Source organism: Rhizobium sp. CFBP 8762 (assembly GCF_014841565.1).
In the GTDB taxonomy this organism is placed as follows: domain Bacteria; phylum Pseudomonadota; class Alphaproteobacteria; order Rhizobiales; family Rhizobiaceae; genus CFBP-8762.
In genome coordinates, this window is the sequence record NZ_JACYUD010000003.1 from 193,175 (window position 1) to 217,502 (window position 24,328).

The 24,328-nt window shown below is 56.8% G+C and carries 24 protein-coding genes and 1 tRNA gene; 9 read left to right on the forward strand and 16 right to left on the reverse strand.

The window, feature by feature from the left end; all coding sequences use genetic code 11:
- Positions 1-96 precede the first annotated feature (96 nt).
- Positions 97-2,631: a mechanosensitive ion channel family protein gene (locus tag IFT84_RS09475; protein ID WP_192118693.1), complete on the reverse strand. Its 2,535-nt coding sequence runs from the start codon at positions 2,629-2,631 to the stop codon at positions 97-99.
- 259 nt (positions 2,632-2,890) lie between these two features.
- Between IFT84_RS09475 and IFT84_RS09480 the strand changes: the two genes are divergently transcribed.
- Entirely contained in the window at positions 2,891-3,112 is a 222-nt protein-coding gene (locus IFT84_RS09480; protein WP_192118695.1) for a hypothetical protein, read from the forward strand.
- Between the two features lie 153 nt (positions 3,113-3,265).
- Here the strand turns inward: IFT84_RS09480 and IFT84_RS09485 are convergent, their stop codons facing one another.
- Together IFT84_RS09485 and IFT84_RS09490 are read right to left on the reverse strand one after the other, a co-directional pair.
- Positions 3,266-5,038 carry an SLC13 family permease gene (locus IFT84_RS09485; RefSeq protein ID WP_192118697.1) on the reverse strand — a complete coding sequence of 591 codons (1,773 nt, stop codon included), beginning with the start codon at positions 5,036-5,038 and terminating at the stop codon, positions 3,266-3,268.
- A 184-nt stretch (positions 5,039-5,222) separates the two neighbouring features.
- Positions 5,223-5,480 carry a DUF2171 domain-containing protein gene (locus IFT84_RS09490; protein WP_192118699.1) on the reverse strand — a complete coding sequence of 86 codons (258 nt, stop codon included), beginning with the start codon at positions 5,478-5,480 and terminating at the stop codon, positions 5,223-5,225.
- A gap of 382 nt (positions 5,481-5,862) precedes the next feature.
- Between IFT84_RS09490 and IFT84_RS09495 the strand changes: the two genes are divergently transcribed.
- Together IFT84_RS09495 and IFT84_RS09500 are read left to right on the forward strand one after the other, a co-directional pair.
- Positions 5,863-6,906 carry a zinc-dependent alcohol dehydrogenase family protein gene (locus IFT84_RS09495; RefSeq protein ID WP_192118701.1) on the forward strand — a complete coding sequence of 348 codons (1,044 nt, stop codon included), beginning with the start codon at positions 5,863-5,865 and terminating at the stop codon, positions 6,904-6,906.
- A 136-nt stretch (positions 6,907-7,042) separates the two neighbouring features.
- Positions 7,043-7,118, forward strand: a tRNA-Lys gene (locus IFT84_RS09500).
- Positions 7,119-7,180: 62 nt separating this feature from the next.
- Here IFT84_RS09500 and IFT84_RS09505 read toward each other — a convergent pair.
- From IFT84_RS09505 to IFT84_RS09515, 3 genes are read right to left on the reverse strand one after another with little or no spacing between them, the layout of a single operon-like run.
- Positions 7,181-8,104, reverse strand: coding sequence for a PhzF family phenazine biosynthesis isomerase (locus IFT84_RS09505; RefSeq protein WP_192118703.1), 924 nt, complete (start codon positions 8,102-8,104; stop codon positions 7,181-7,183).
- Between the two features lie 17 nt (positions 8,105-8,121).
- A complete protein-coding gene (locus IFT84_RS09510; RefSeq protein WP_192118705.1) occupies positions 8,122-8,877 on the reverse strand; it encodes an NUDIX hydrolase in 756 nt (251 codons plus the stop codon).
- The gene (locus tag IFT84_RS09515; RefSeq protein WP_192118706.1) at positions 8,874-9,980 is read right to left on the reverse strand and encodes an endonuclease/exonuclease/phosphatase family protein; all 1,107 of its coding nucleotides are present in this window, start codon (positions 9,978-9,980) and stop codon (positions 8,874-8,876) included. Before IFT84_RS09515 ends, IFT84_RS09510 begins: the two co-directional genes overlap by 4 nt.
- A 131-nt stretch (positions 9,981-10,111) precedes the next feature.
- On the opposite strand from IFT84_RS09515, the gene IFT84_RS09520 reads away from it, so the two are divergent.
- Complete coding sequence (locus IFT84_RS09520; RefSeq protein WP_192118708.1) at positions 10,112-11,167, forward strand: aldo/keto reductase; 1,056 nt, start codon at positions 10,112-10,114, stop codon at positions 11,165-11,167.
- A gap of 132 nt (positions 11,168-11,299) precedes the next feature.
- Here the strand turns inward: IFT84_RS09520 and IFT84_RS09525 are convergent, their stop codons facing one another.
- From IFT84_RS09525 to IFT84_RS09535, 3 genes are all read right to left on the reverse strand, one after another.
- Complete coding sequence (locus tag IFT84_RS09525; RefSeq protein ID WP_192118711.1) at positions 11,300-12,523, reverse strand: aminotransferase-like domain-containing protein; 1,224 nt, start codon at positions 12,521-12,523, stop codon at positions 11,300-11,302.
- A 174-nt stretch (positions 12,524-12,697) separates the two neighbouring features.
- A complete protein-coding gene (gene ilvC, locus IFT84_RS09530; RefSeq protein ID WP_192118713.1) occupies positions 12,698-13,717 on the reverse strand; it encodes a ketol-acid reductoisomerase in 1,020 nt (339 codons plus the stop codon).
- Between the two features lie 55 nt (positions 13,718-13,772).
- Positions 13,773-14,402: a TetR/AcrR family transcriptional regulator C-terminal domain-containing protein gene (locus IFT84_RS09535; protein WP_342212850.1), complete on the reverse strand. Its 630-nt coding sequence runs from the start codon at positions 14,400-14,402 to the stop codon at positions 13,773-13,775.
- A 168-nt stretch (positions 14,403-14,570) separates the two neighbouring features.
- On the opposite strand from IFT84_RS09535, the gene msrP reads away from it, so the two are divergent.
- Positions 14,571-15,515, forward strand: a complete 945-nt coding sequence (gene msrP / locus IFT84_RS09540; protein ID WP_197975514.1) for a protein-methionine-sulfoxide reductase catalytic subunit MsrP — start codon at positions 14,571-14,573, stop codon at positions 15,513-15,515.
- Positions 15,515-16,150, forward strand: a complete 636-nt coding sequence (msrQ, locus tag IFT84_RS09545; RefSeq protein ID WP_192118717.1) for a protein-methionine-sulfoxide reductase heme-binding subunit MsrQ — start codon at positions 15,515-15,517, stop codon at positions 16,148-16,150. The genes msrP and msrQ overlap by 1 nt, the downstream gene beginning before the upstream one ends.
- Here the strand turns inward: msrQ and IFT84_RS09550 are convergent.
- On the reverse strand, positions 16,129-16,536 hold the full coding sequence (locus tag IFT84_RS09550; protein ID WP_192118719.1) for a winged helix-turn-helix transcriptional regulator: 408 nt from the start codon (positions 16,534-16,536) through the stop codon (positions 16,129-16,131). The two genes, msrQ and IFT84_RS09550, sit on opposite strands and share 22 nt — an antisense overlap.
- Positions 16,537-16,689: 153 nt before the next feature.
- Here IFT84_RS09550 and IFT84_RS09555 point away from each other — a divergent pair, with 153 nt between their 5' ends.
- Positions 16,690-17,580: an SDR family oxidoreductase gene (locus tag IFT84_RS09555; RefSeq protein ID WP_192118721.1), complete on the forward strand. Its 891-nt coding sequence runs from the start codon at positions 16,690-16,692 to the stop codon at positions 17,578-17,580.
- A 179-nt stretch (positions 17,581-17,759) separates the two neighbouring features.
- Here the strand turns inward: IFT84_RS09555 and IFT84_RS09560 are convergent, their stop codons facing one another.
- The 5 genes from IFT84_RS09560 to IFT84_RS09580 all read right to left on the reverse strand — a co-directional run bounded on the left by IFT84_RS09560 (position 17,760) and on the right by IFT84_RS09580 (position 21,533).
- Entirely contained in the window at positions 17,760-18,500 is a 741-nt protein-coding gene (locus IFT84_RS09560; RefSeq protein ID WP_192118723.1) for an SDR family NAD(P)-dependent oxidoreductase, read from the reverse strand.
- A 70-nt stretch (positions 18,501-18,570) separates the two neighbouring features.
- Positions 18,571-18,897: an SDR family oxidoreductase gene (locus IFT84_RS09565; protein ID WP_342212851.1), complete on the reverse strand. Its 327-nt coding sequence runs from the start codon at positions 18,895-18,897 to the stop codon at positions 18,571-18,573.
- A gap of 101 nt (positions 18,898-18,998) precedes the next feature.
- Positions 18,999-19,751 carry a pyridoxine 5'-phosphate synthase gene (locus tag IFT84_RS09570; protein WP_192118727.1) on the reverse strand — a complete coding sequence of 251 codons (753 nt, stop codon included), beginning with the start codon at positions 19,749-19,751 and terminating at the stop codon, positions 18,999-19,001.
- A gap of 14 nt (positions 19,752-19,765) precedes the next feature.
- On the reverse strand, positions 19,766-20,893 hold the full coding sequence (locus IFT84_RS09575) for an ATP-dependent DNA helicase (RefSeq protein WP_192118729.1): 1,128 nt from the start codon (positions 20,891-20,893) through the stop codon (positions 19,766-19,768).
- 46 nt (positions 20,894-20,939) lie between these two features.
- Positions 20,940-21,533 (reverse strand): LysE family translocator, encoded by a 594-nt coding sequence (locus IFT84_RS09580; RefSeq protein ID WP_192118731.1) that lies wholly within the window; start codon positions 21,531-21,533, stop codon positions 20,940-20,942.
- Positions 21,534-21,729: 196 nt separating this feature from the next.
- On the opposite strand from IFT84_RS09580, the gene IFT84_RS09585 reads away from it, so the two are divergent.
- Together IFT84_RS09585 and IFT84_RS09590 are read left to right on the forward strand one after the other, a co-directional pair.
- The gene (locus tag IFT84_RS09585; RefSeq protein WP_192118733.1) at positions 21,730-22,827 is read left to right on the forward strand and encodes an AbrB family transcriptional regulator; all 1,098 of its coding nucleotides are present in this window, start codon (positions 21,730-21,732) and stop codon (positions 22,825-22,827) included.
- A 62-nt stretch (positions 22,828-22,889) separates the two neighbouring features.
- Complete coding sequence (locus IFT84_RS09590; protein WP_192118735.1) at positions 22,890-23,735, forward strand: aldo/keto reductase; 846 nt, start codon at positions 22,890-22,892, stop codon at positions 23,733-23,735.
- A 10-nt stretch (positions 23,736-23,745) separates the two neighbouring features.
- Here the strand turns inward: IFT84_RS09590 and ilvN are convergent, their stop codons facing one another.
- Positions 23,746-24,318: an acetolactate synthase small subunit gene (gene ilvN / locus IFT84_RS09595; protein ID WP_192118737.1), complete on the reverse strand. Its 573-nt coding sequence runs from the start codon at positions 24,316-24,318 to the stop codon at positions 23,746-23,748.
- Positions 24,319-24,328 lie beyond the last annotated feature (10 nt).

Sequence of the window (24,328 nt, forward strand, 5' to 3'; positions counted from 1 at the left end):
GCCTGTTTGCGACATGCCGGGTCAAGGGCGCGACCATATTTCTGAAGGCATTCACCCCTGCCCCAATCTTTCAGCAGGCAGGGCTTACGAGGACAATCAGGCCTTTGTTTTTTCAGGCGCAGCGGGGGCGGTATTGGCTCTGGCACGCCCTGCCGCCTGATCGATCTGGGCTTTTGCAGCAGGCGACAGGCGTTCATCCTCGCTGCTGACAGGCGCGGGGTCTCCACCCTCCGCCACAACCTCGTCTTCACTTTCCAGAAGCGGGTTGTCATGCTCGTAGAACGGCTGAATCTTCTCATCGACAAAACGTTTGAAGATTGCGACACGCAAATCATTGCGCACCCGCATCCCCTTGAGAATATCGGGCAGATACACCCGCAGTTCGAAATTCAGGGTCGAATCGCCAAAGCCAAGAAACGCGACCATAGGCTCAGGATTTTTCAGCACCATCGGATTGCCCTGCGCAATGTCGAGCAGAATTTTCATGACATGCTGTGGGTCGCTATTATAGGTGACCGAGATAGCAATGTCGGAGCGGCCCATCTTGTTACGATGCGTCCAGTTGCCTACGGAACCGTTGATAAAGACCGAGTTAGGCACGATAATCGACTGCTGCTGAAACGTTTCGATCTCCGTCGCGCGGACGGAAATGCGCTTGACGATGCCTTCCATCGTGCCAGACACCACCCAGTCGCCCACCTTGAATGGGCGCTCGGCCAACAGGATCAGCCCGGACACAAAGTTCGACACGATGTTTTGCAAACCGAAACCGATACCCAAAGAGAGCGCACCGGCAACCAGCGCGAGGCTGGAAAGATTGATGCCTGCCGCCGATATGCCCACCAGACCGGCTATGCCGACGCCAAGATAGCCAATTCCGGTTTTGACGGAGTTGCGCACGCCGATATCGACCTGACTGCGCGCCATCACTGTGCCGTCCAGCCACTTCTGGAACCAGCCCGTGACGAAGTAGCCAAGCGTGAACAGCAGAATGCCGACGATAATGCCGATCAGCGAGATCGAGATGCTGCCGACCTTGATTTCAGTGAGGAGTTGCAAGCCCCACGCCCGAATATCGGCAAACTGAAAGCCCCACTGCAGCAAGATCAATGGAATGCCTGCCAGCATAACCAGCACATAAATGCTGAGCCCGGAGACGAGACCAGCCTGATCCATCTGCACCTGACCAAGCTTGTAGCGGCGCTGCAAGCCTCGACCAACCTTGGTATCGGCAAAGGCATTTTGCTTTGCTACTGCCTTACCGGACAACAGGCCGATATACATGGTGACTAGAATTGCGCTGGTAATGACGATCTGGTTGGCAAGGAAACGGGAAAGGCCAACATAGCCGAGCACCGAAGCCGAAATCAACGCGATCCCCGTTCCCATCAGAACGATGGATACAAAGCGCGGCCAGCGACGTCCCGGCGCATCCACCGGCTCTCCCTGACGACGCATCGGGCGTATCCACGAGATGATGATCAGAATCAAGCCAACGATGATGGAGGCAAAGAAGCTCTTGACCACGGTCAGCACCAGCGGCGAACCCAGCACTTCGCTGAATCCGCCAAGCAGGTAATCCAGCCCGTTCACGATGGCCATAGCGATAATGGCCGAGGTCAGGAAGCGGGCACCCCGATCAGAAACATTGACCAGACGAAGCGCACTGTTTTTGGGTGCAAGCACAGCGTGTGTCAGCTTTGAGACGAAGTAGACAGCAACACACACCGACATCGTCAGCCACAACATGGGTGGAATGCGATTGCCGGTCAGAACGTTAAAATTCTCCAGGAAAAAGTAGGTGGCAACGCAAAAGGCTGCAGCCGCTGTTGTCGGTATCGTCGTCGACCAGAAGGCAACGGAAAGACGGGTGATATAGTCCGGCTCTGCCTGCGCCTCATCCTCTTTGAGCAAAGGCGCAAAAATGCGGTAGCCACCTGCCACCAGCACCAGTGCGGCACACAAGGACATGAACACTGCCGCAAACAGCGACAGGCGTTTGAACTTCCACACGAAGGAGGCCCAACTACCAACGGTGTTGCGAAAGTTTTCACCCTCGGCAATGCCCGCAGCGCGGGCTTCCACGAACAGATCGCCATTGATAGCCGTGCGGTTGAAAATTGTTTGTGTGAAGATTGTGCGCCGCGTTGCTGTAATGGCACCGGCCAGTTGCGAGGAATCCGCCGAAAGCCCATCCGCATCGCTGATCAATGCGGTTATCTCATTGCGCTCGGCAACCAGACGATTGCGCTCGTCGGTCACAACTGACGCTTCCGGTGCCGCATCCTTGGCGGGCGCATCACCGAGCGCCGTCAGCCGTGCCTTGATCTCGTCGAGCCTTGCACGCGGACCGGCAATCGTGGCCGTCACCGTGCGTGTCACCTCGTCCGTTCGGGTTTTCAGCTCCAGCAGCCTGTCGTCGTCCTGATCCTTCGTGGCGGCGTCGACATTTGTCTTGATATTGGCAAGCAGATTACGGCTTTCGTCCAGCTTGGCCTTGACGGCCTGAAGCGGAGCCGAGGACAACTGCGTGCTTTGATCGACCGGCGTGTCCTGCGCAGCCGCAACCAAGGGCGCAAACGCTGACACCAGCAGCATGATCGATAGTAGGATAGTCCGAAATTCAGGCAAAACCGCATTCCCTGTGCATGTATCAGCATGTGATTCGTCATAACGAGATCACTCAAGTCATCCATAGTTCAAGTTAAAGCCAATTTGTGGCGTGTTCAGCGCAGATTTACCAAACGAGGGCACGCACGCAAAGCTTGCCAATTCGTTAAAATTGAGTAGGCTATCCGTCATTAGAGGTGTGACTGTCGTCATGTCACTTCTATTACGTGCTTCTCGCAATGATCATGCCACCGCAACCTGTCTTTTGGGAGGGCCAGTCATGTTGGCGCAATTACAGTCGCAGGAGAGCCAAGTCATATTCCCGCAGGATCTGAATATGCTTCAGCGGGTGTTCAAACGTTATTGTGTTGAGCAAAGTTTACCACCTGAGAGCACCCGAGCGGAAAATGCCGCTGCCTCTCTGATCCAGATGTTTCGCAGCGGAACAATCAGCGAAATCGCCCTGGCAGACGCCATTCGCCTGTTTCACGACGACCACTAAAGCATAATCCGACCGGAGCGAAGCGAGGATCGAAAAAATTATGCGTACAAATAAATGGTTTAGAGCGCCGATCTGATTCAATTAGATCGAATAGCGCTCTAAGCATGTCGCGCACAAGTGCGCAGCCGTTTTGTAAGAACGCGAAACGCCCAATCAGCGAAGCGGCCAGACAACCATCAGCAGTGGCACAGTGACGAGAATAATCAGCATGGAGAGCGGCAATCCAAGGCGCGGATAATCACTGAACCGGTATCCACCCGGGCCCATAACCAACGTGTTGCACTGGTGGCCGATGGGCGTGAGGAAATCACATCCTGCGCCAATCGCCACGGCCATCAGAAAGGCTTCGGGCCGAAAACCCAGTGACGATGCAAAACTGGCCGCAATGGGTGCCATTACCAACACCGTGGCTGCATTGTTCAAAAACGGCGTCACGGCCATGGCAGCACATAAGATCAACACCAATGCGCCAAAAGGCGGAAGGCTGGATGCCAGTTGCCCCAGCCATCCGGCAATAACATCTGTGCCGCCGGAGGTGCGCAGCGAGTCCGATACCGGAATCAATGCCGCCAGCATCACGAGAATAGGGCCGTCAACGGCATGGTACAGCTCGCGCAACGGGATGATCTTGAAAACTGCCATCGCCAGTGCCGCAGCGAAGAATGCGATGGTGACCGGCAAAACGCCGAGGGCGGTGCTGCCCATGGCAACCAGCAGAATGAACAGCGGAACATAGGCTTGACGCACCGTACCCAACAGGATCTTGCGTTGGGCCAGCGGCAGACACGCAAACTCCTGCAAGAATACGGTCAACTCCTTTCGTCCGCCCTGCAAGACAATAACATCGCCCGCCTGCAGGGTGATTTCGGCAAGACGGTCCTTCAGCCGCTGTCCTTTTCGGCTGACAGCCAACAGGTTGATGTTGTGATTGTTGAACAACGCAATGCGTTGGGCCGAAGTACCGGATAAAGAGGATTCGCTGCTGATGACGACCTCAACCGCCTCGATATCTGCGCTATTCTTTTCCATGGCCGCCAGACGATCACCGGAGAGCTTGAGTCTTCCCTGCGAAATGATGCGGTCAAGCGCCTCGGAGTCCCCTTCCAGCAGCAGAACGTCATCCACCTCCAGCCTGACATCCGGGAAGGGCGTCAGGCGCCTTTGTCCGCGAATGATGGATGTGACGATGGCATTGCCGTCCCCTATTTTTACGAGATCGCTCAATGCCTTGCCGACGACAGTCGACGTGGGTGTTAAAGTTGCTTCCGAGGCATAATTTCCGATTTCAATTGCGGTATCGATGGATGCCGCCTGTCCGGTGCGCTGCGGGACCAGCCGATAGGCGACCAAAAGAAAAAGAATACCGACCACAGCCAGTGTTGCTCCAACCGGCGTGAAATCGAACATGGTGAAGCTTTCCCCGGTCATTTCGGCCCGCACGCGCGACACGACAATGTTGGGGGATGTGCCGATTTGCGTCATCAACCCGCCCAGAAGGGAGCCGAACGCCATGGGCATCAGGAAAACCGAAGGCGACACACCGGACCGACGCGCGAACTGAAACGCGACGGGCATCATGATGGCCAGCGCACCGATATTTTTAATGAAGGCCGACAGGACGGTCACAACAATCAGCAACACCGCCATCTGTCCACGCACGGACCCCATGCGCGGCATGTACCGCTCTATGGCCGCATCGACCAAGCCGGAACGGGCGACGCCGGCGCTGACGATCAGCGCGCTGGCGACAATAATGACAATATCGTCACTGAAACCATCAAACGCATTTTCGAACGGGACAATGCCGACCGCAACACCCAGCATCAACGCACAACAGGCGACAATATCATAACGGAACCGGTCAACAAGAAAGGCCACCATCATGGCACCGATGACGAAGAATGCGAGACACTGCTGAAAAGTCATCGATACGCCTGAAATAGAAGAATCTACTTGAGCGCTCTCTGTGTCAGATTCGCCGTACGATATTCAAGTGCAGACCATAAGCCACATCAAAAAAGTGTTGCCGCTTCCATTCGCAACCGCATACAAAAAAGGCCCCGTTGCAACAACGAGGCCCTTGGGACTGATAACTCAGCGTATTGGCACGTTAGGAAGACTTGCCGTCTTCTTCCTCCTCAAATGTTACCGCAACATCGCCGTTGGCCGAAAGGCGAACCTTATCGCCCTCAATGTCTGCGACAAGACCCAAGGAGATGAAGTGGTGATGCCCCTCATGGGCGCCCTCGCCGCTGTCTTTCTTGGTCAGCTTGATGCGGTCGCCCACGACCCGGTCCACTGTACCGACATGAACGCCATCGGCGCCAATTACTTCAGCATGTTCTTTGATCTGGCTTGAATCAACCATGACATATCTCCTTGTTCATACACGGGATAAATGCGCGAACTCGAAAATGGATGCATCGCGGAACGCATTTTCCGCCGACCAACGTCTGGGGAGATATTCGGAAGGAGCGTGGAACAAAAACCCGGCCCCGCCGTTTTCGTATCGTAATTCAATTTGGAGATGGGACATGAATAATATTGTATGGATTGTTGGCGCAGTTGTGATCGTTCTGGCCGTACTGTCTTTCTTCGGACTTCGTTGATCCGAAATTCTTAAGTCATTGACTGTTTGAAGGGGATTTAGGCTCTGGCTTACGTCCTCTTTTTGCTTTGGAGACCCCTGCATTGCTTGGTGGGTGAAGGAGTGCTAGACGGGTTGACCGTCGTTCACTTCAGGATTTCCTATGAAAGCCATGTCTTACGAGCAGTTCGGCCGGACGCCCGCCGTTCGCACTCTCCCCGATCCAACACCCTCAGCGGATGCCGTCGTGATTGACGTGAAAGCGACCGGGCTATGCCGGAGTGACTGGCATGGCTGGGTTGGCCATGACAGCGACATTTCTCTTCCTCACGTTCCCGGACACGAGTTTGCTGGCGTTGTGGTGGCGACCGGCCATGAGGTGCGACGCTTCAAGCTTGGCGACCGGGTTACTGTCCCCTTCGTTTCTGGCTGCGGGCACTGCGGCGAGTGCCGATCTGGCAATCAGCAGGTCTGCGAAGAGCAGTTCCAGCCGGGATTTACACAATGGGGTTCCTTCGCGGAGCTGGTCGAAATTCGATATGCCGACAGCAACCTCGTCATTTTGCCCGAAGACATGGACTACGCGACGGCGGCGAGCCTTGGCTGCCGTTTCGCAACATCGTTCCGGGCCGTCGTCGATCAGGGACGGCTGAAAGGCGGCGAGTGGCTGGCTGTCCACGGTTGCGGCGGGGTTGGCCTTTCCGCGATCATGATTGGCGCCGCACTTGGGGCCAACGTTATCGCCATTGACATTGATGCGGGAAAGCTGGCGCTGGCACTATCTCTTGGAGCATGTGCCACGATCAACAGCCTTGAAACGCCGGATGTGGTGGGTGAAATCCGTGATCTAACCAAAGGCGGAGCACATGTGTCCGTCGATGCGCTCGGTCATCCTCAAACCTGCTTCAACTCCATCAGCAATCTGCGTCGCCGGGGCCGCCATGTTCAGGTCGGGCTTATGCTGGGGGACAATACCACCCCGCAAATTCCCATGGCGCAAGTTATTGCCCACGAACTGGAAGTCTACGGCAGCCATGGCATGCAGGCCTGGCGCTACGGTGCAATGCTGAACATGATTTCGTCTGGCAAACTGGAACCGCAGAAACTGATTGCACGGCATATCTCGCTGTCGGACGCCATTGCACCTTTGATGGCGATGGGCACGACCTCGGAAACAGGCCTGACGATCATCGATCGCTTCGTGTAACCACGTCAGCGGCGCTGCATCTTGTTGAAGCGCCGCTGTTTATTTTCACTTTTTCGCAGAAAAATGCTATTCCCCGCTAGACAAGATTGGAGAAGACCCTTATTACGCGCTTCAAGACGCCGAGGCGGTCTTAAGTGGGTGTGTAGCTCAGTTGGTAGAGCAGCTGACTCTTAATCAGCGGGTCCACAGTTCGAACCTGTGCACACCCACCAATCTTTCCCGTGTTTGAAATGCAGAAGCCCTCCGGGGCTTTTTTACGTTTTGTCTCATGGTCTTAACGACCTATATTCAGTATACCGGAAGCGACACGCACGGCGCTTCCGCCAATCCGCGCAGCGGTGATTTCGCCACCTTTCACGTCCAGATGCAGGTGAATGTAGGACGGGCGGCCCATTTCAACACCCTGCTCCACCATCAGTGGATAATGCCCGTCAATCAACTGATCGAAATCATGAATGGCACCCGACAGCGCGGCAACGGCGGAGCCTGTTGCGGGATCTTCCGTCAATCCCATTTCCGGCGCAAACATGCGTGCGTGGAAACTGGCAGCGTGGTGTACCCCTCCGCGACAATAGACATAGGCCGAGGCGAGATGCCCCTCTGCCAGCGGCGCAACATGCAGCCAACGCTCGGGATCGAACGCGACGGTCTGCACGGCATCCAGATCATGCACCGGGATCAGCACAAACGGCACGCCTGCAGACCAGAGACACGGAATGTGATTTTCAAATCCGATCTGCGCCGCAGACAGGCCAAAGGCATCTGCTATCTTCTGATGATCCAGTGTGGCATTCAACCGGCTCGATTTGCGAGGCGCATCAAATTCTGCGAACGACACTGCGTCGGGCATAAGCCGCACGGCGCAGCGAACAGGACCAACCTGCTCCTGCATGACCTGCACCAGATCGAGCGCCGCGCTTCGATCCGCACTGGATTCTTCCGCCAAGGCAACGGCTGTGCCGACTGTGGGATGGCCTGCAAACGGCAATTCACGCGATATGGTAAAGATACGCAGGCTTGCCACATGGGCGGGTTGCTTGGGCGCACAGACGAAAACCGTCTCGGACAGATTGAATTCCCCGGCGATCGCCAGCATGTCCGCGTCCGATAGACCATCCCCATCGAACACGACAGCCAGAGGGTTTCCAGCAAGGCTCACCTCGGTGAACACATCATAAATTGCGTACCGTCTGTCCACGCTTATCTCCCCTGTTGCTACGTACAGAGTGGCATATTCTCGCCAGCATCCACAAGACCGAACAGCCATTTCAAGATGGGCGGCATGAAAGCCGGGTAATTGTGCAGGTTGGGATCAGGATCGCTGATTGTCAAAACATCAGCAACTTCCGGGTCCGGTGTCAGCGCGCGATGCCGCTCGATCTGTTCAAGCAGCGCCTTCGCCGTTTCCTGAAAACGGTAAACCTGAAACACCGTAATGGTGCGTGCGCTGTGCAAAAGATGAAGTCCGCTACGCCCGACCGCACAGCCAAGATCAAGCCCGATTTCCTCGCGCACCTCTCGCGCCATGTTGCCGAGCACATCGCATTTGCCACGACGGACATCGCCTTCATCCAAGGACCCCGCCGCACAATAGACCCTGCCGGGGTTTGCCGTGGTTTCCGCCATGCGGATGGCGATGACCTTGCCATCTGCCGACACAATAACAGGCAACCCGAACAGGTGGAGCGCCTCGTGCGTCCTCAGCTTGCGCCACAGCATGAAGCTGGCGAAAGAAACGAGGTGGGCGTCGCTGTGCAGCACACCATCCACCAGACTGACCCGATGTTGCAGAACCATCTGGCCGTTGAACAGGGCCGGGTTCGCGGCAATTTCAACCGCCCAATTGGTATCGATGTCGGACTCGTGTTTTGAAACGAAGGGATGAGGTGCCGTGTGCACAGTGATATCCACACAGGAGATGGGAACGATCTCCCCTTCTGGCGGAAAACCTTCAGGGTAAAGTGTGCTCATGGCAGTTCCAACTCCACAACAACCGGGCAATGATCGGAGGCTTTCGGGCGATCCCATCCCGTGCGCGGGAAGCGTGGGACGTCCTGCCCCGGCGGAAACGGGGTGCGAAATGGCTGTCCCGCCCGAATGATTTCCGGCAAGGTGTTTGAATTCAAACGGGACAGTGCGGGCGAAAGCCAGATGTAATCCAGCTGGCACAGATGGCGCTCCTGCGGGCCACGGGAATGAAACAACGTCCAGCGTTCCATCTCTGGCAAACGCCCGACAATATTGTCTGCGAAATTATCTTCGCCTAAAACGTTCAAAGCACTGATGGTTTCCGCTTTGGGTGTGAACGTGTAACCATTGCGCTTATCGCCTGCAATCTCAATGCGTTCCTGATAGTCGTTCATGTCACCGCAGATGGCGAAACTAGCTGTGCCTATCCCCTCGCCAAACCGCTTTGTGATCAGACTTCGCACGGCAAGCGCTTCGGCGCTGCGCACCGGCATGGTGGACAGCCTGCCATCGGCGCCATCCCGTCCCGGTCCCATGGATTTGAAATGCACCACATAAAGCGTCAGCGGACGGCCACCGATGCGCAGGTCGAGTTCAAGGCAGTCACGGCGAAACACGCGGTCAAGCGGCTGGTTTGTCAGGGCAACGGAATCGGTAAACAGGCCGGAATACTCATAGCTCAGTGCACCATGGCTGGTGACGTTGAGGCACTCAATTTTCTGCCCGTCACGCGTCTCTTCGCGCATCATCACGGCCACATCGATTCCGCGTGTATCGTTCCCCTCGATCAAAAACTTATGCCGGTAGCCCTCACCCATCATGCGGTACAGGTAGCCATACTCGAACGCGTCAAGCGCCTCCATATTATCGGCTTCCTGCAAACACAGGATATCGGCATCGCACTCGGCAATCGCGAGCGCAGAAAGCTGGCGGGTATCGTCTGTCAGCGATACGGCGCGTGCGCCCTCCAGCCGCTCATACTCATCCTTGCTTTCAACATCATAGAGGCGCAGCACACGGTCCTGCCTGTTCTGATGTTTGAACCCGGAGAAGTCGAAGCGGCTGACAAGATTTTCGATATTGAACGTGGCGAGACGAAGGGGCATGGGCGAATCCGGTTGCTGTCGAAGTCTACTTAAAGCGCGTTGGAAAGAAAGCCACACCGGCGGTAACTTGAAAACCAAGCCCGCCGCTTTACTCTTACCTCACGCGCAGTGCGTGAAACCGGGGGAAGACTATGGAATATCGTTTGCTTGGCCGCTCCGGCCTGAAAGTTTCGACCATCACCATGGGCACCATGACGATTGGCGGTAAAGGCGTGTTTGCCAAAACCGGCAATGTGTCGATGGACGACACCCGTCGCTATGTCGACATGTGCATTGACGCGGGTGTTAACCTTATCGATACGGCCAATATTTACTCATTCGGCACATCGGAAGAGATGATCGGCGATGTGCTGGGCGGCAAACGCAAGAACGATGTGCTGATTGCCACAAAGGCACGCTTTTCCATGGGCGACAGCCCCAATCAGGGCGGCCTGTCGCGCAAGCATCTGATTGCGGAATGCGAAGCCAGTCTGCGCCGTCTGAAGACGGACGTGATTGACCTCTATCAGGTTCACGAATGGGACGGACAGACCCCGCTGGAAGAGACCATGGCCGCGCTCGATACGCTCGTGAACCACGGCAAGGTGCGCTATATCGGCTGCTCCAACTATTCCGGTTGGCACATCATGAAGGCCATGGGCATCAGTGCTGCCGATCACCGCCACCGCTTTGTCAGCCAGCAGATCCACTATACGCTGGAAGCACGCGAAGCAGAATATGAGTTGCTGCCGATCTCTATCGATCAGGGACTGGGTGTGCTGGTCTGGAGCCCGCTGGCTGGAGGGCTGCTGTCCGGCAAGCACCGCCGGGACGGGAATGCGCTGGAAGGCACACGCCAACTGGCTGGCTGGGGTGAGCCGCCGATCCGCGATGAGGAACGCCTTTGGCGAATTGTCGACGTTATCGTCGATATAGCCCAAGCGCGTGGCGTATCGGGCGCGCAGGTTGCTCTGTCCTGGCTGATTGGCCGCAAGGCTGTGACCTCGGTCATTATCGGCGGGCGGACGGAAGAGCAGTTCCGCGACAACCTTGCCGCTGCCGATCTCAAGTTGACGGACGAGGAGCGGAGCCGACTGGACGAGGTCAGTGCGCCCCCGATCCTCTATCCCTATTGGCACCAGTTGCAGACCGCCAGCGACCGGCTGAGCGAGGCGGATTTATCGTTGCTAGGCCCGTATTTGGGTTAGGGAAGAAATTCCTCGCCGCTTCCTAAAGGCTAAGATGCCTACTGCACCCGACTGCGTCCAAAGATACCGAAGCATGGATTCCTGTGATGAGCACAGGGATCCGCTCACATGGTTACACTTAAGCTGGTATGCTTACGTCCCCAGCGTCTTCCTTATCAGATTGCCGAGGCGCAACATGCCCTCTTCAATCCCTTGCGCGCTGGCGCAGGAGAAGCTCAGACGCAGCGTATTCGCACCAGTGCCATCCGCATGGAAAGCCTGACCGGGTACGAATGCAATGCGCACCGTCTTGACCGCCTCGGCCAGCAATGCTGCGCTATCGATACTTTCCGGCAGTGTAACCCAGATGAACATGCCACCTTCCGGCTTCGTCCACTCCACGCCTGCGGGCATGTGACGGGCAAGGGCCGACAGCAGAAGATCCCGGCGCTCCCGATAGGCGACACGGATTTTTTCCACTTGCGCCGCAAAGCCATGGGTCGCCACGTGATGAATGGCCATCTGGTTGATAGTGGATGAATGCAGGTCTGCGGCCTGTTTCATCAGCACGAGTTTTGAAATGACCGCCTCGGACGCGCACAGCCAACCCGTGCGCAGACCGGGGGCCAGCGTTTTGGAAAAGCTGCCGCTATAGATGGTACGCGTGGCATCGATTTCCCCGCCATTGCGCGCAAGATCAAGCGCGAGGATTGGGGGAATGGCCTCGCCGTCGTAGCGCAGCGATTGATAGGCCCCGTCTTCCAGCACCGGCATATCCAGCTCCGTGGCAAGATCAAGCAGACGCTCGCGCTCTGCCAGTGTCATCGTTTCCCCGCTGGGATTGCCAAAATCCGCCGTTACATACGCAAATTTGGCGCGCCCGCCGTTGGAAGCCGCGTTGTCCGCATAGGATTGGGGCGTCCGGTTGCCGTTTATTGCCAGTTGATCGTAGTTGGGCTCATACGCGTTGAAGGCTTGCAGCGCGCCCAGATAGGTTGGGCGCGTGACCAAAGCCGTATCACCCGGAGACAAGAACAGCTTGCCGAGATAATCCAGCCCCTGCTGCGAGCCGGATACGATCATGATATTTTCAGGACGACAGGCAATGCCGATGGCACCCATCTGCTCCACCAACCATTCACGCAGCGGCAAATAGCCTTCGCTGACGGAATATTGAAGCGCCGCATTGGCTGTGGAACCCGTCAGCACATCCGTATAGGCAGCCCGAAAGGCTTCCTTTGGAAACAGCGCGGGATCCGGAATGCCGCCTGCAAACGAAATAATATCCGGCTGGTCAAGAAGCTTGAGAAGCTCACGAATTTCCGACGCCTTCATGCGCGAAGCGCGTGTTGCGTATACAGCCTGCCAGTCCAACATGGGGTACTCCCGGATATTTATCACGCATCAGCGTAGGTCAGCATGACTGACCTATATTCCAAAATATGGCAAATGAAAGCATCATCGCGTTGATTTCGGATATATCCGACGCGGCGTGCGCGTCGGATGAGTTCGTGCAATCAATGACTTTGAATCGGTTGTTCGCAATGAGGATTAGTTCTTGTCCTTGTCGACCAGCTTGTTCTTGCCAATCCATGGCATCATGCCACGCAGCTTGGTGCCGACTTCTTCAATCTGGTGCGTATCGTTCATGCGGCGGATACCCTTGAAGCGAGCAGCGCCGGAACGGTATTCCTGCATCCAGTCGGAGGTGAACTTGCCGGTCTGAATGTCGTGCAGAACGCGCTTCATTTCAGCCTTTGTTTCAGCAGTGATGATGCGTGGGCCTGTCACGTACTCGCCCCACTCCGCCGTGTTGGAGATGGAGTAGTTCATGTTGGCAATGCCACCTTCGTAGATCAGGTCCACGATCAGCTTCACTTCGTGCAAGCACTCGAAGTATGCCATTTCAGGCGCATAACCGCCTTCGACGAGCGTTTCGAAACCGGCGCGGATCAGTTCAACCAGACCGCCGCACAGAACGACCTGCTCGCCGAACAGATCGGTTTCGCACTCTTCCTTGAAGTTGGTTTCGATAATGCCCGAGCGACCGCCACCAACGCCGCAGGCGTAGGACAGAGCGAGATCCAGCGCGTTGCCGGAGGCATCCTGATGCACAGCAACGAGGCAGGGAACGCCGCCACCCTTCTGGTATTCGCCGCGCACCGTATGGCCGGGGCCCTTTGGCGCAATCATGACAACGTCGACGGATTTCTTGGGTTCGATCAGGCCAAAGTGAACGTTCAGGCCGTGCGCGAATGCGATAGCTGCGCCATCGCGGATGTTGCCCGCAATTTCGTCGCGGTAAATATCAGCCTGAAGTTCATCAGGGGTCGCCATCATCATCAGGTCTGCCCAGGCGGCAGCTTCGGCAACGGTCATGACCTTGAAGCCATCGGCCTCGGCCTTCTTGATGGTGCTGGAGCCAGCCTTCAGGGCAATAGCAATGTTGCCAGCGCCGGAATCCTTCAGGTTCAGCGCATGCGCGCGCCCTTGCGAACCGTAACCGATGATAGCAACATTCTTCGACTTGATGAGATTGAGATCAGCATCCTGATCGTAGTAAACGCGCATAGGTATCTCCCTTAAGTGCTTCAATGGTTCGCCATCCGGTTGCCCGGAACGGCATTCAGGTTTTGGCAAAAAGCGTGAGAAAGGCTCCAACCGCCCTCTCCGCCCGTGCCGAAAATTCCGGTTTCAACGCGCGCGCATCCGCGCCCAGCATCAACCGCAAATGCAGATCGGTCACGATCAGCCCGTACAGCAGGCCGTAGGCTTCGTCCCGATCATCAAATCTCAAAAGGCCAGCCAGCCGGGCCGCTTCCAGCAGTGCACCCGCGCGTCGCCCCACCTGCAAGCGGCCCCGCTCCTGCAACAATTGTCCTAGCTTGGAGCCCTCGCGACTTGCCTGCCCGATGGCCAGCCGGTTCAGCGCCAGCGAGACCTCGCCGGAGAGAACCTCCAGCAGATCATGCGCGAACACCACCAGATGCTCCCGCAGATTATCCCGCGTCAGTGCATCCGGGCGCACATCGGAGGTGCGCACCTTGCTGGCCTGAAACGAAATCATGGCGGACAGCAGACCGTCACGGTCACCAAACCACTTGTAGAGGCTCTCTTTTGAGCAGTTGGCTGCGCGCGCGACCCCTGCGGTGGTCAATGCTTTTTCACCACCTTTGACGAGAAGTCGCAGCGCTTCTTCCAGAACAGCGTTCTGGCGCGGCGTGTACTCTTCCTCAATGATGGTTCCTGCCAGCACGTTGAAATCCTCTTATAGTACCGTACGGTACGGTTCTGCTTATTGCGCATCTGCGTGGTGTCGTCAACGGATATTTTGTCCGTTGATCGCATCACGCACATGTCATGAAACTAAATACGCGTTCGGGGCGTATAATCTCGATCGTTACCCTTCTCGAGGAGCATGTTGATGCCGCGTTTTGATTGTCCTGCGATTGCCGCGTCCGAAATCACGCCACGCCATGCTTACCTTAATCGCCGAAATTTTATGGCTGGCGCCGCAGGTCTCATTGGCGGTGCGCTTGCTGCACCATCGTTGCTGTCGGCAGCGCCTCTAAAAGCGGCGTCGAGCCCGTTTTCGACCAATGAAAAGCCGACAGACAAGCAGTATGCCACCACCTATAACAATTATTACGAGTTCGGCACCGGCAAGGATGATCCAGCCGCCAATGCCGGTTCGCTAACCACCTCGCCTTGGACGGTGAAGGTGGACGGCCTTGTCAACAATCCTGCCGACTACCAGTTGGAAGATTTTATCAAGCCGTCAAAGCTGGAGGATCGGGTCTACCGGCACCGGTGTGTTGAGGCATGGTCCATGGTCATTCCTTGGGTTGGCTTTCCGCTGTCGGATATCATCAAGCGCGCTGATCCCAAGGCCAGCGCAAAATATGTTGCTTTTGAAACTTTGATGCGACCGGAGGAAATGCCGGGCCTGAAATCCTTCCTGCCGGTGCTGGACTGGCCCTACCGCGAAGGGTTGCGCATGGATGAAGCGATGAACCCGCTGACCATTCTGGCAGTCGGCATGTATGGCGAAACCCTGCCGAACCAGAATGGCGCACCGCTGCGCCTTGTGGTGCCGTGGAAGTATGGTTTCAAAGGCGCGAAATCCATCGTACGGATCAGCTTTGTTGACAAGGAACCGCCGACGGCCTGGAACCTGCAAGCCCCGAGCGAATACGGTTTCTACTCAAACGTAAACCCGGAACGTGACCACCCCCGCTGGAGTCAGGCCACCGAGCAGGTCATTGGTGGCGGATTGTTTTCCGCGCGCAAAGACACACTGATGTTCAACGGTTACGGCGAACAGGTGGCCGGGCTTTACACGGGCATGGACTTACAGAAGTACTATTGATGCGTAAACCCATCACCAACCGCACACCCGCATGGGTCAACAAATTTCCGTGGTATGCCGTCTATATCATCGGCCTGTTACCAGCGATGTGGGTGTTTTATATGGCCTTCAGCAATCAACTGGGTGGAAATCCGGTGCGCACACTGGAGCATACGTTGGGAATATGGGCGCTGCGGTTTATCATCATCGGCCTGATGGTCACGCCCCTGCGGAAGCTTGCCGGCATCAATCTGCTACGCTTTCGCCGGGCGTTTGGTCTGATCGCGTTTTATTATGCTGCGCTGCATTTCAGCGTCTACGCGGTGCTCGACCAAGGGCTAGCCATGGACCGTATCATCAATGACATCATCAAGCGGCCCTATATCATTGCGGGCATGGTGGCGTTTGTGATTTTGATTGCCTTGGCAATGACATCCAATAGTTTCTCCATCAAGAAGCTCGGCGGCAAGGGATGGTCACGGCTGCATAAGCTTGTGTATCTGGCAGCGGCGTCGGCAGCATTGCACTTCGTGCTGTCGGTCAAATCCTGGCCGAATGAACCTCTGATATACGCTGGCATCATCGCTGTGCTACTCGGCTACCGACTGGTCGATCCGATCAAGAAACGCATGAGTCACTCTGCGGCTTTGTCGTAATCGGTACGGGCAGCGAGGATCGTATTTTGAGTTTGCACTGACCATGTGACCAGTTTCTGGAAAACGTCCAGAAACGAATGGCCCATCTGCGTTAGCGCGTATTCCACACTCGGTGGCTGCGTGGGATAGACGGTGCGTGTGATGTAGCCGTCGCGTTGCAGGTCTTTCAGCGTCTGCGTTAACATGCGCTGCGAAATATCCGGTACGGTGCGCCTTAGCTGTGAAAATCGCAGCGGCCCATCCAGTAGTGCCAGCAGCAACAGCGAACTCCATTTGCCACTCACCGTGTTCAGCACGTCGCGTACGGGGCAGTTATCCATGGCCATCGGCACACCGGCAATCATCAATACCTGTTCGCCTTTGATTATGCCCGGTGCGGTGTTCATCAGGTGGTTCCCTTTTGGTGCCTATAGTAGAAAAACCTGCCGCCTTTACAGCCGCATTTTAGATGCTACCTATAGGCTGACGGTCTCTTTTTGAGACTATAGACCGCGTTTTGAGAGGCTGCAATCGTGCAGCCCTTTGCTTGAGGGATAAGTATGGCTGAAAAACTATTGGTAACAGGCGCAAGCGGTCAGCTTGGCCGTCTGGTTCTGGATGAACTTCTGGCAAGCGGCTCCGTCAAGGGCAGTGATATCATCGCCGTCACGCGCTATCCATCCAATCTTGCGGAGTATGCAGACAAGGGTGTCGAGGTTCGCCCGGGAAGCTTTGACGAAGCGCTGGTTCTGGAAGCGGCTTTTACAGACGCAAACCGGGTATTGATCATTTCCACCGATTCCATCGGCGAGCCCGGCAAACGTCTGGAGCAGCATAAAAACGCTGTAGAAGCGGCGAAGAACGCAGGCGCCAGCCATATTCTGTACACCTCAATGCCGAACCCCGGTCCGGAATCCAAGGTTCTTTTTGCCCCGGATCATCGCGGCACAGAGCAGGCAATCAAGGACAGCGGCCTGAGCTACACCATACTGCGCAATGGCTGGTACATGGAAAACCTGATGGGTTCCCTTCCCCAGACATTGGCCAGCGGCAAATGGTACACGTCTGCTGGCGACGGCAAGAACAGCTACACCGCCCGTGCCGATATCGCCAAGGCCATCGCCCACGCATTGGCGAGTGACAGCACGGACAGCAAAATCTACACGCTGACCGGCCCGCAGGCACTGACAACCGACGAGATCGCGGCGGTCGTAACCGAAGCAACCGGCACCCACATCGAAGTGGTGCATGTCAGCGATGATCAACTGTCGGAAGGGTTGAAAGCTGCTGGTCTGCCGGAACCGGTGGTTCCATTGCTTGTGTCCTTTGACGCCAATACGCGTGACGGCAATTTTGATGTCGTGACAAACGACATTGAAACACTGACCGGCAATGCGCCGCGCAGCCTTCAGAATTTTCTGGCGGAAAACAAGGCGGCTTTGGGCGGCTGATCAACGCTGTGGCGAGGAGAGCTTGTTGGAATCAGGAATACTTGGCCTCGCCACGATCCTAAATTCCCACCCCAAACTCTCCTCCCTCACCCCTTGTGCTTGGTCCACAGGGGTCCACCCACACGGGCGCATTTGCAGTTCAAGCCGTAACGGCGCCATCGACCCATGTGACCAGCACATCATAATCCCATGGCCTTACGTGTCGGCCCACTGAAAAACAGCGCATCGGCCGCGGCTGTGCCGGATGTCGTCAGTACCGACCGGATACTTTGCCAGATCGTTTCAGCTTGCAACAGTGCGGTGGCCGGCTGTGCCGAAGGGGAGATCGGATCACGCGTTTCAAAATCCGGAGGATAGACGCCACAAACTTTGATCCCGTCGGCGGTAAGTCGATGCCCGAGTATAGAAATAAAGCCTGCCATCCCATGTTTGGCTGCGTAGAATGCAGGATGCGCAACCGATTCAGTATAGCCGGGCCTGCCGCAGGATGAAACCATGGCGACGATCGTGGCTACATCGGACCGGCGCAATTCGGGTAACAACGAATCGGTCAAAAGGATCGACCCGGTCAATCCGGAGGCAATGGTGCCGACGATCTCCGCCATTGGCGTCCCGTCGCCTAAATCGCCCTCCATCCATTGAGCGGCACTTAGTATTAAAAAATCGACCGGGGTTCTGTGACTTCTCAGGTTAGTTGCGAACTCTGCAATTGAAACCGGATTCGTCAGATCGCAACGGTAGGGGGACGCTGAATAACCTTCGGCTCGGATTGCGGAGCATGTCGCTTCCGCGTCGGTTAATTGTCGGGCGCAAAGATCGACATGCACGCCTTCGCGTGCCAGCCAAATGGATAGGGCCCTGCCAAAATCCCGACCCCCACCGGTAACGACGGCTCTCTTTCCGAAAAGTTCCAGCGTCATTGAGATACTCCAGGATGAGCTATAGTCAGGCTGTCCCTCGCTTCGAGGCGATACATGTTCAGGAAGTCGTCTACGGCATATTTTGCCCATGCATCTGGCGCGATGCAATCATTATGTTCGTTAGGCAGGCAGGGTTCAGCATGTTGGTATTGACCCTATTCCCCGGGTCCAGCGCGATAGCGCAAACCTGAGGCGGCAGATCGTCATTCAGCACACCAACAAGCCCTTCGACCGCGAACTTGCTGGCACAATAGGGGCCGAGCCCGGCCGATGTTGATCGCCCCCAGCCAGAACTCATTGCCACGAACACACCGCTATCCCGCGCGATCATCGCTGGCAGGAAGCAGCGGGCAGTTTCGATCACGCCCATGATGTTTACGTCAAAGGCGCTTTGCACTCACCATCGGGAATTTCCCACAGCGGACGTCGGATGTTAAGCGTGCCAGATAATTACGAGTAGAAATCTGCGTCGTCGAAGCTTAGCCTTACACCAGCCCTCTAAACCGCCTGCCCGCAAGCCTTGCGGAACCGTTTCACAGCTTCCGCCATGCCGTACTCCAGCGCCTCGGCCGTCAGGGCGTGGCCGATGGACACTTCCGCCAGTGCGGGAATGCGCGCAGCAAGAGCAGGGAGATTATCCACGGTCAGATCGTGACCGGCATTGACATCCAGCCCGAGTCCCGCCGCAAAATCCGCCGTGCGGCCAAGCTGCTCAACGATCCGCGCCGCCTCCGACGGATCGTCATAACAGCCGCCGTACGGACCGGTGTAAAGCTCGATGCGGTCTGCACCCACCTCACGGGCAATGCGCAAGCCGTCTTCGCTGGCATCCCCATCGCTGAACAGCGACACCCGAAACCCGCCTTTTTTTAAACGGGACACCACAGTTTCAAGCACGCTGCGGCTGGCCTCAAAATCCCAGCCATGATCGGATGTTGCCTGTGTCGGGTCGTCGGGCACCAGCGTGACCTGATCGGGTTGCGCGGCTTCCACCAGGGACAGGAACCCCTCATCCGGGAATCCCTCCATATTAAACTCGGCACCGGGAAACTCGTCATCCAGCAGGGCACGAATGGGTGCCAGATCCGAAAACCGCACATGGCGCTGGTCCGGGCGCGGATGCACCGTCAAGCCACTGGCCCCGGCCGCCATGGCAATCCGCCCAAGGCCGGTGACACTCGGCCACGGCAAATCCCGTCGGTTGCGCAGCATGGCGATGGCATTCAGATTGACCGACAGTTTGGCAGGCATTTCAGCTCTCCAATTTATCTAACGATTGTGAGGGTTTCGGCAGCCCGGGTAATGGCAGTATACAGCCAGCGTTCGCGCGTTTCGCGGAAAGCCCAGCTTTCATCAAACAGCACCACGTCGTTCCACTGCGAGCCTTGAGCCTTGTGCACAGTCAGTGCATAGCCGTAATCGAACTCATCATAGCGCTTGCGCGTTGTCCACGGAATTTCGCCTTCGACCTCTTCAAACGCGGTTTTCAGCAGTTTGATCTTCGCGGCACCGCGGTCCATATCGTCGTCTTCCGGGCGGATCATCAGGTTGATGCCGGGCTTCACGGTCTCTTTGGAGGACGTCATCACCTGCCAGAGTGACCCGTTCAACAGACCCTTGGCCGGGTCGTTGCGCAGACAGACGAGCTTGTCGCCGGACTGGGGATACTCGGTGGCAAAGCCCTTCAATTCGCGCAGACGCTGGTTGTAGCGCTTGCGGGTCTTGTTGGTGCCGACCAGAACCTGATCGGCATCCAGCACCAGCTCACGGGTCACCTCGCCCTTGGATATGATTTTTGCGCTGCCCCAGTCACCGTAGGTCAGTTCCTGCCCCTCACGCACCGACATGGCAAGCCGGATGATCGGGTTATCCCGCGCCTGGCGGTGAATATCTGTCAGCAGATAATCGGGCTCCTGATCGGTGAAAAAACCGCCGCCGGAAACTGGCGGAAGCTGCCCCGGATCACCCAGGACGAGAATTGGCGTACCAAAACTCATCAGATCCTTGCCAAGCGCTTCGTCCACCATGGAGCATTCGTCCACAATGATCAGAGCCGCTTTGGCCACCGGGCTTTGGCGGTTGATGGCGAACATCGGCGACATGGAGGTCTTGCCCGTTTCCTCGTTGGAAACCTCCTCCTCGCCGCGCGGACGATAAATCAGGGAGTGCAGGGTCTTGGCATTTTTTGCGCCCTTCGAGCGCAAGACCTGCGCTGCCTTTCCGGTGAACGCGGCAAACAGTACCTCGCCATCCACATGCTCGGCAAAGTGGCGGGCAAGCGTCGTCTTACCGGTTCCGGCGTAGCCAAAGAGGCGGAACAAGGGGCGTCGCCCCTCTTTCAGCCAACGCGCAACGGCCTTCAGGGCCTCGTCCTGTTGTGGTGCAAATTCCATGCCCTGTCCTGTCAGGATTCGCGGGCGGATTGCAAGGGTATCGACCTCATTTCAACATTGGCCAAAGGCTCAGCACTAGGAGCACAGCCATGGTAATGTTGAACCATTTCAGCCGCACGGGCACTGACAGCCATTGCCGCAGCACGGTGCCGAACCCCGCCCAAGTGGAAACCGAAGGCACGTTGACGATCGCGAAAACGACACCAACGATCAGGACACTGCTAAAATAGCTTGCCTCGCTCGTATAGGTCGCCATGGCGGTAATCGCCATGACCCACGCCTTGGGGTTGACCCACTGGAATGCAGCAGCAGCCACAAACGTCATGGGCTGCGCTGAGGCCGTTCCTTCACCCAGCGTGCGCGACGTAGCAATCTTGTAAGCAATCCACAGCAGATAGAGCCCGCCAGCAATTTTAAGACCCGTATAGAGCGGCGGATAGGCATGGAGAATGGCGCCGAGCCCGAGCCCAACACCGATCAAAAGTGACAGGAAGCCAACACCGATGCCGATCATGTGAGGAATAGTGCGCATGAAGCCAAAATTCACACCGGAGGCAAACAGCATCATATTGTTTGGTCCGGGCGTGATGGACGTTGTAAAGGCGAAAAGGAAAAGAGCAATCAGCGTTTCGGCAGTCATATTAGAATCTTCCAATAGTGTGTGCGCGACTGTAACGCACCGTTAGAAGAAGGAAAGCGAATAGTTGTGGTCAAATTCACCACAAATGCTGATGAAAGACCGAGCAGATTGCCTGTGGTCCTTTTTTGCTGGAGGTCTCGATTTCCGGTTGTGTCATAGGGTAGACAGTCATCACAGCTTCCCTGAAAGACCTGCCATGTTGAACCACGCCCCTCACCTGCCCGCGCCAACTGGTCTTGGCAAAACGCGCCCTCTCTGGCAGTGGCTCGCTCTTATCCTCGCAACCGCGCTGGTCTCGACCGCATTGGAATGGCTTGGGCTGCCCGGTGCATTTTTGATCGGCGCCATGATCATGGGCGTAACGTTCAGCGCCTATGGCGCAACGGTTCGTATGCCGCGCAGGGTGTTGCTGGTGGCGCAGGCGTTGTTCGGCACGGCCATTGGCACAATGATCTCGCCGGGCATCATCGCCACGTTTGCGGCCGATTGGGTGCTGTTCACAGTCATTGTCGTCAGCATTATCCTCATGAGCACGCTGACGGGCTGGGGCCTAGCCTGGCGCGGTATCGTGCCGGGGTCCACCGCCATCTGGGGTTCATCCCCCGGTGCGGCCAGCGCCATGCTGATCATGTCGGAAGCCTATGGCGCGGATACGCGTCTGGTCGCTTTCATGCAATATTTGCGGGTGCTCTGCGTCTGTCTGGCCGCAGCCATCGTTGCGCATTTTGGCGTGTCCGAAGCGGGCCCGCCGGTCGTTCACACCGTTTTCGCGGCAATTTCTTTCGAGCAATTCGGAACAGCCCTCCTTATTGCGCTGGTGGGCGGCGTTGCAGGAAAGCTGCTGCGCTTGCCCTCCGGTGTGTTTCTGATGCCCTTCATTCTGTCAGGCATTCTGAACGCAACGGAGCTGGCGGAACCGCAGGTTCCAGCACCTCTTTTGTTTCTGTGCTATGCGATTGTGGGCCTGAATGTGGGGCTGGCCTTTACCCGCCCCATTCTGCTCCATGCCCGGCGGGCATCGCCAGCCATCCTTCTCTCCATTCTGGTGCTGATGGCGTTTTCAGGCGTGCTTGCTCTGCTGCTGGTCACCCTCACAGGCATCGATCCGCTAACGGCGTACCTTGCCACCAGTCCGGGAGGCATGGATTCGATAGCCATTATCGCAGCATCCTCCCATGTCGATATGGGCTTCGTCATGTCTCTGCAAACGGCGCGACTGGTCATCGTTACCCTGCTCGGACCATCTATCGCACGGTTCATGGCAAAAACGATTCCGCATTTTCGCGACCGCTAGCGGATCATTCGGGCAAGGCATGCGTTTGAAATTGAAACCATTCACCAAGCAAGGAGCAACCCATGTCCGACACCATGCCCATGATTGACATTCCCGGATCAAAAACCGTTCCCTCTCTTGGTCAAGGCACGTGGGGCATGGGTGAAAATGCAGCCAACGCGAAGGCGGAAATCGCCAGTTTGAAAGCGGGCCTCGATCTGGGCTTAACGTTGATCGACACGGCCGAAATGTACGGCAATGGCGGCGCAGAAGACATCGTTGCGCAGGCGATCGAAGGTCGTCGTGATGAGGCCTATGTGGTCAGCAAGGTTCTGCCATCCAATGCCAGCCGTGCAGGCACCGTCACCGCCTGCGAGCGCAGCCTGAAGCGGCTGAAAGTCGAAACCATCGACCTCTATCTTTTGCATTGGCGCGGAGGGTATCCGCTCAGCGATACAGTCGAGGCTTTGGAGCAAATGAAGCAACAGGGCAAAATCGGTGCATGGGGTGTTTCCAACTTCGATCTGGACGACATGCAGGAACTGACCGCCCTACCCGCCGGCGGCCATGTGGCGGCCAATCAGGTGCTCTACAATCTCACGCGGCGTGGCATAGAGTTCGATCTGCTGCCCTGGTGCCAGCACCGCAAGATCCCGATCATGGCCTATTCCCCCATAGAGCAGGGACGGCTGCTTCGCCAGCCGGATCTGGTTGCACTGGCAAAAGCGCATCAGGCGACACCGGCGCAGGTGGCACTGGCCTATCTGCTGGCCCAGAAAGATGTGATCGTCATACCCAAAACCAGCTCACTCGAGCGGCTTGCGGAAAACCGGGACTGCGTGTCCGTCCACCTGACCGAGGCGGACAAACAAACGCTGGACGCCGCTTTCGCGCCGCCCAGCCGAAAGGTATCGCTGGAAATGCTGTAGAGCAGTAGCCCTACATGCCTTGAGGGCCGCGGTTCATCGCGGCGATGCCGGTGCGACATACTTCAATCAGCCCGAGTGGCTTCATGATCGCGATGAACTGATCGACCTTTGACACCTTGCCAGTGATTTCGAACACGAAATGCTCGGTGTTGGCGTCAATCACTTGCGCACGAAAGGCATCGGCCAGCCGCAACGCTTCGACACGCGACTCGCCTGTGCCGGAGACCTTGATCAGCGCCAGTTCGCGTTCCAGCGCACGCTCCTGCCCGAGCTCATGCGCACGCACCGTCAGGTCCACCACGCGGTGAACGGGAACGATACGCTCCAACTGCGACTTGATCTGCTCCAGCACATGCGGCGTGCCGCGCGTGACGATGGTTATGCGGGACAGATGCGCCTGATGCTCCGTTTCCGAAACCGTGAGGCTCTCGATATTGTATCCCCGGCCCGAAAACAGGCCGATGACCCGGGCAAGAACGCCCGGTTCGTTATCGACGAGGACCGATAGTGTATGATTTTCTGCCTTGGCGGTTTCCTTGGCAATGAAGTAGGCCGAACCGGTCGGCTGATGCTGAGCGTTCATGTGTCCTTTT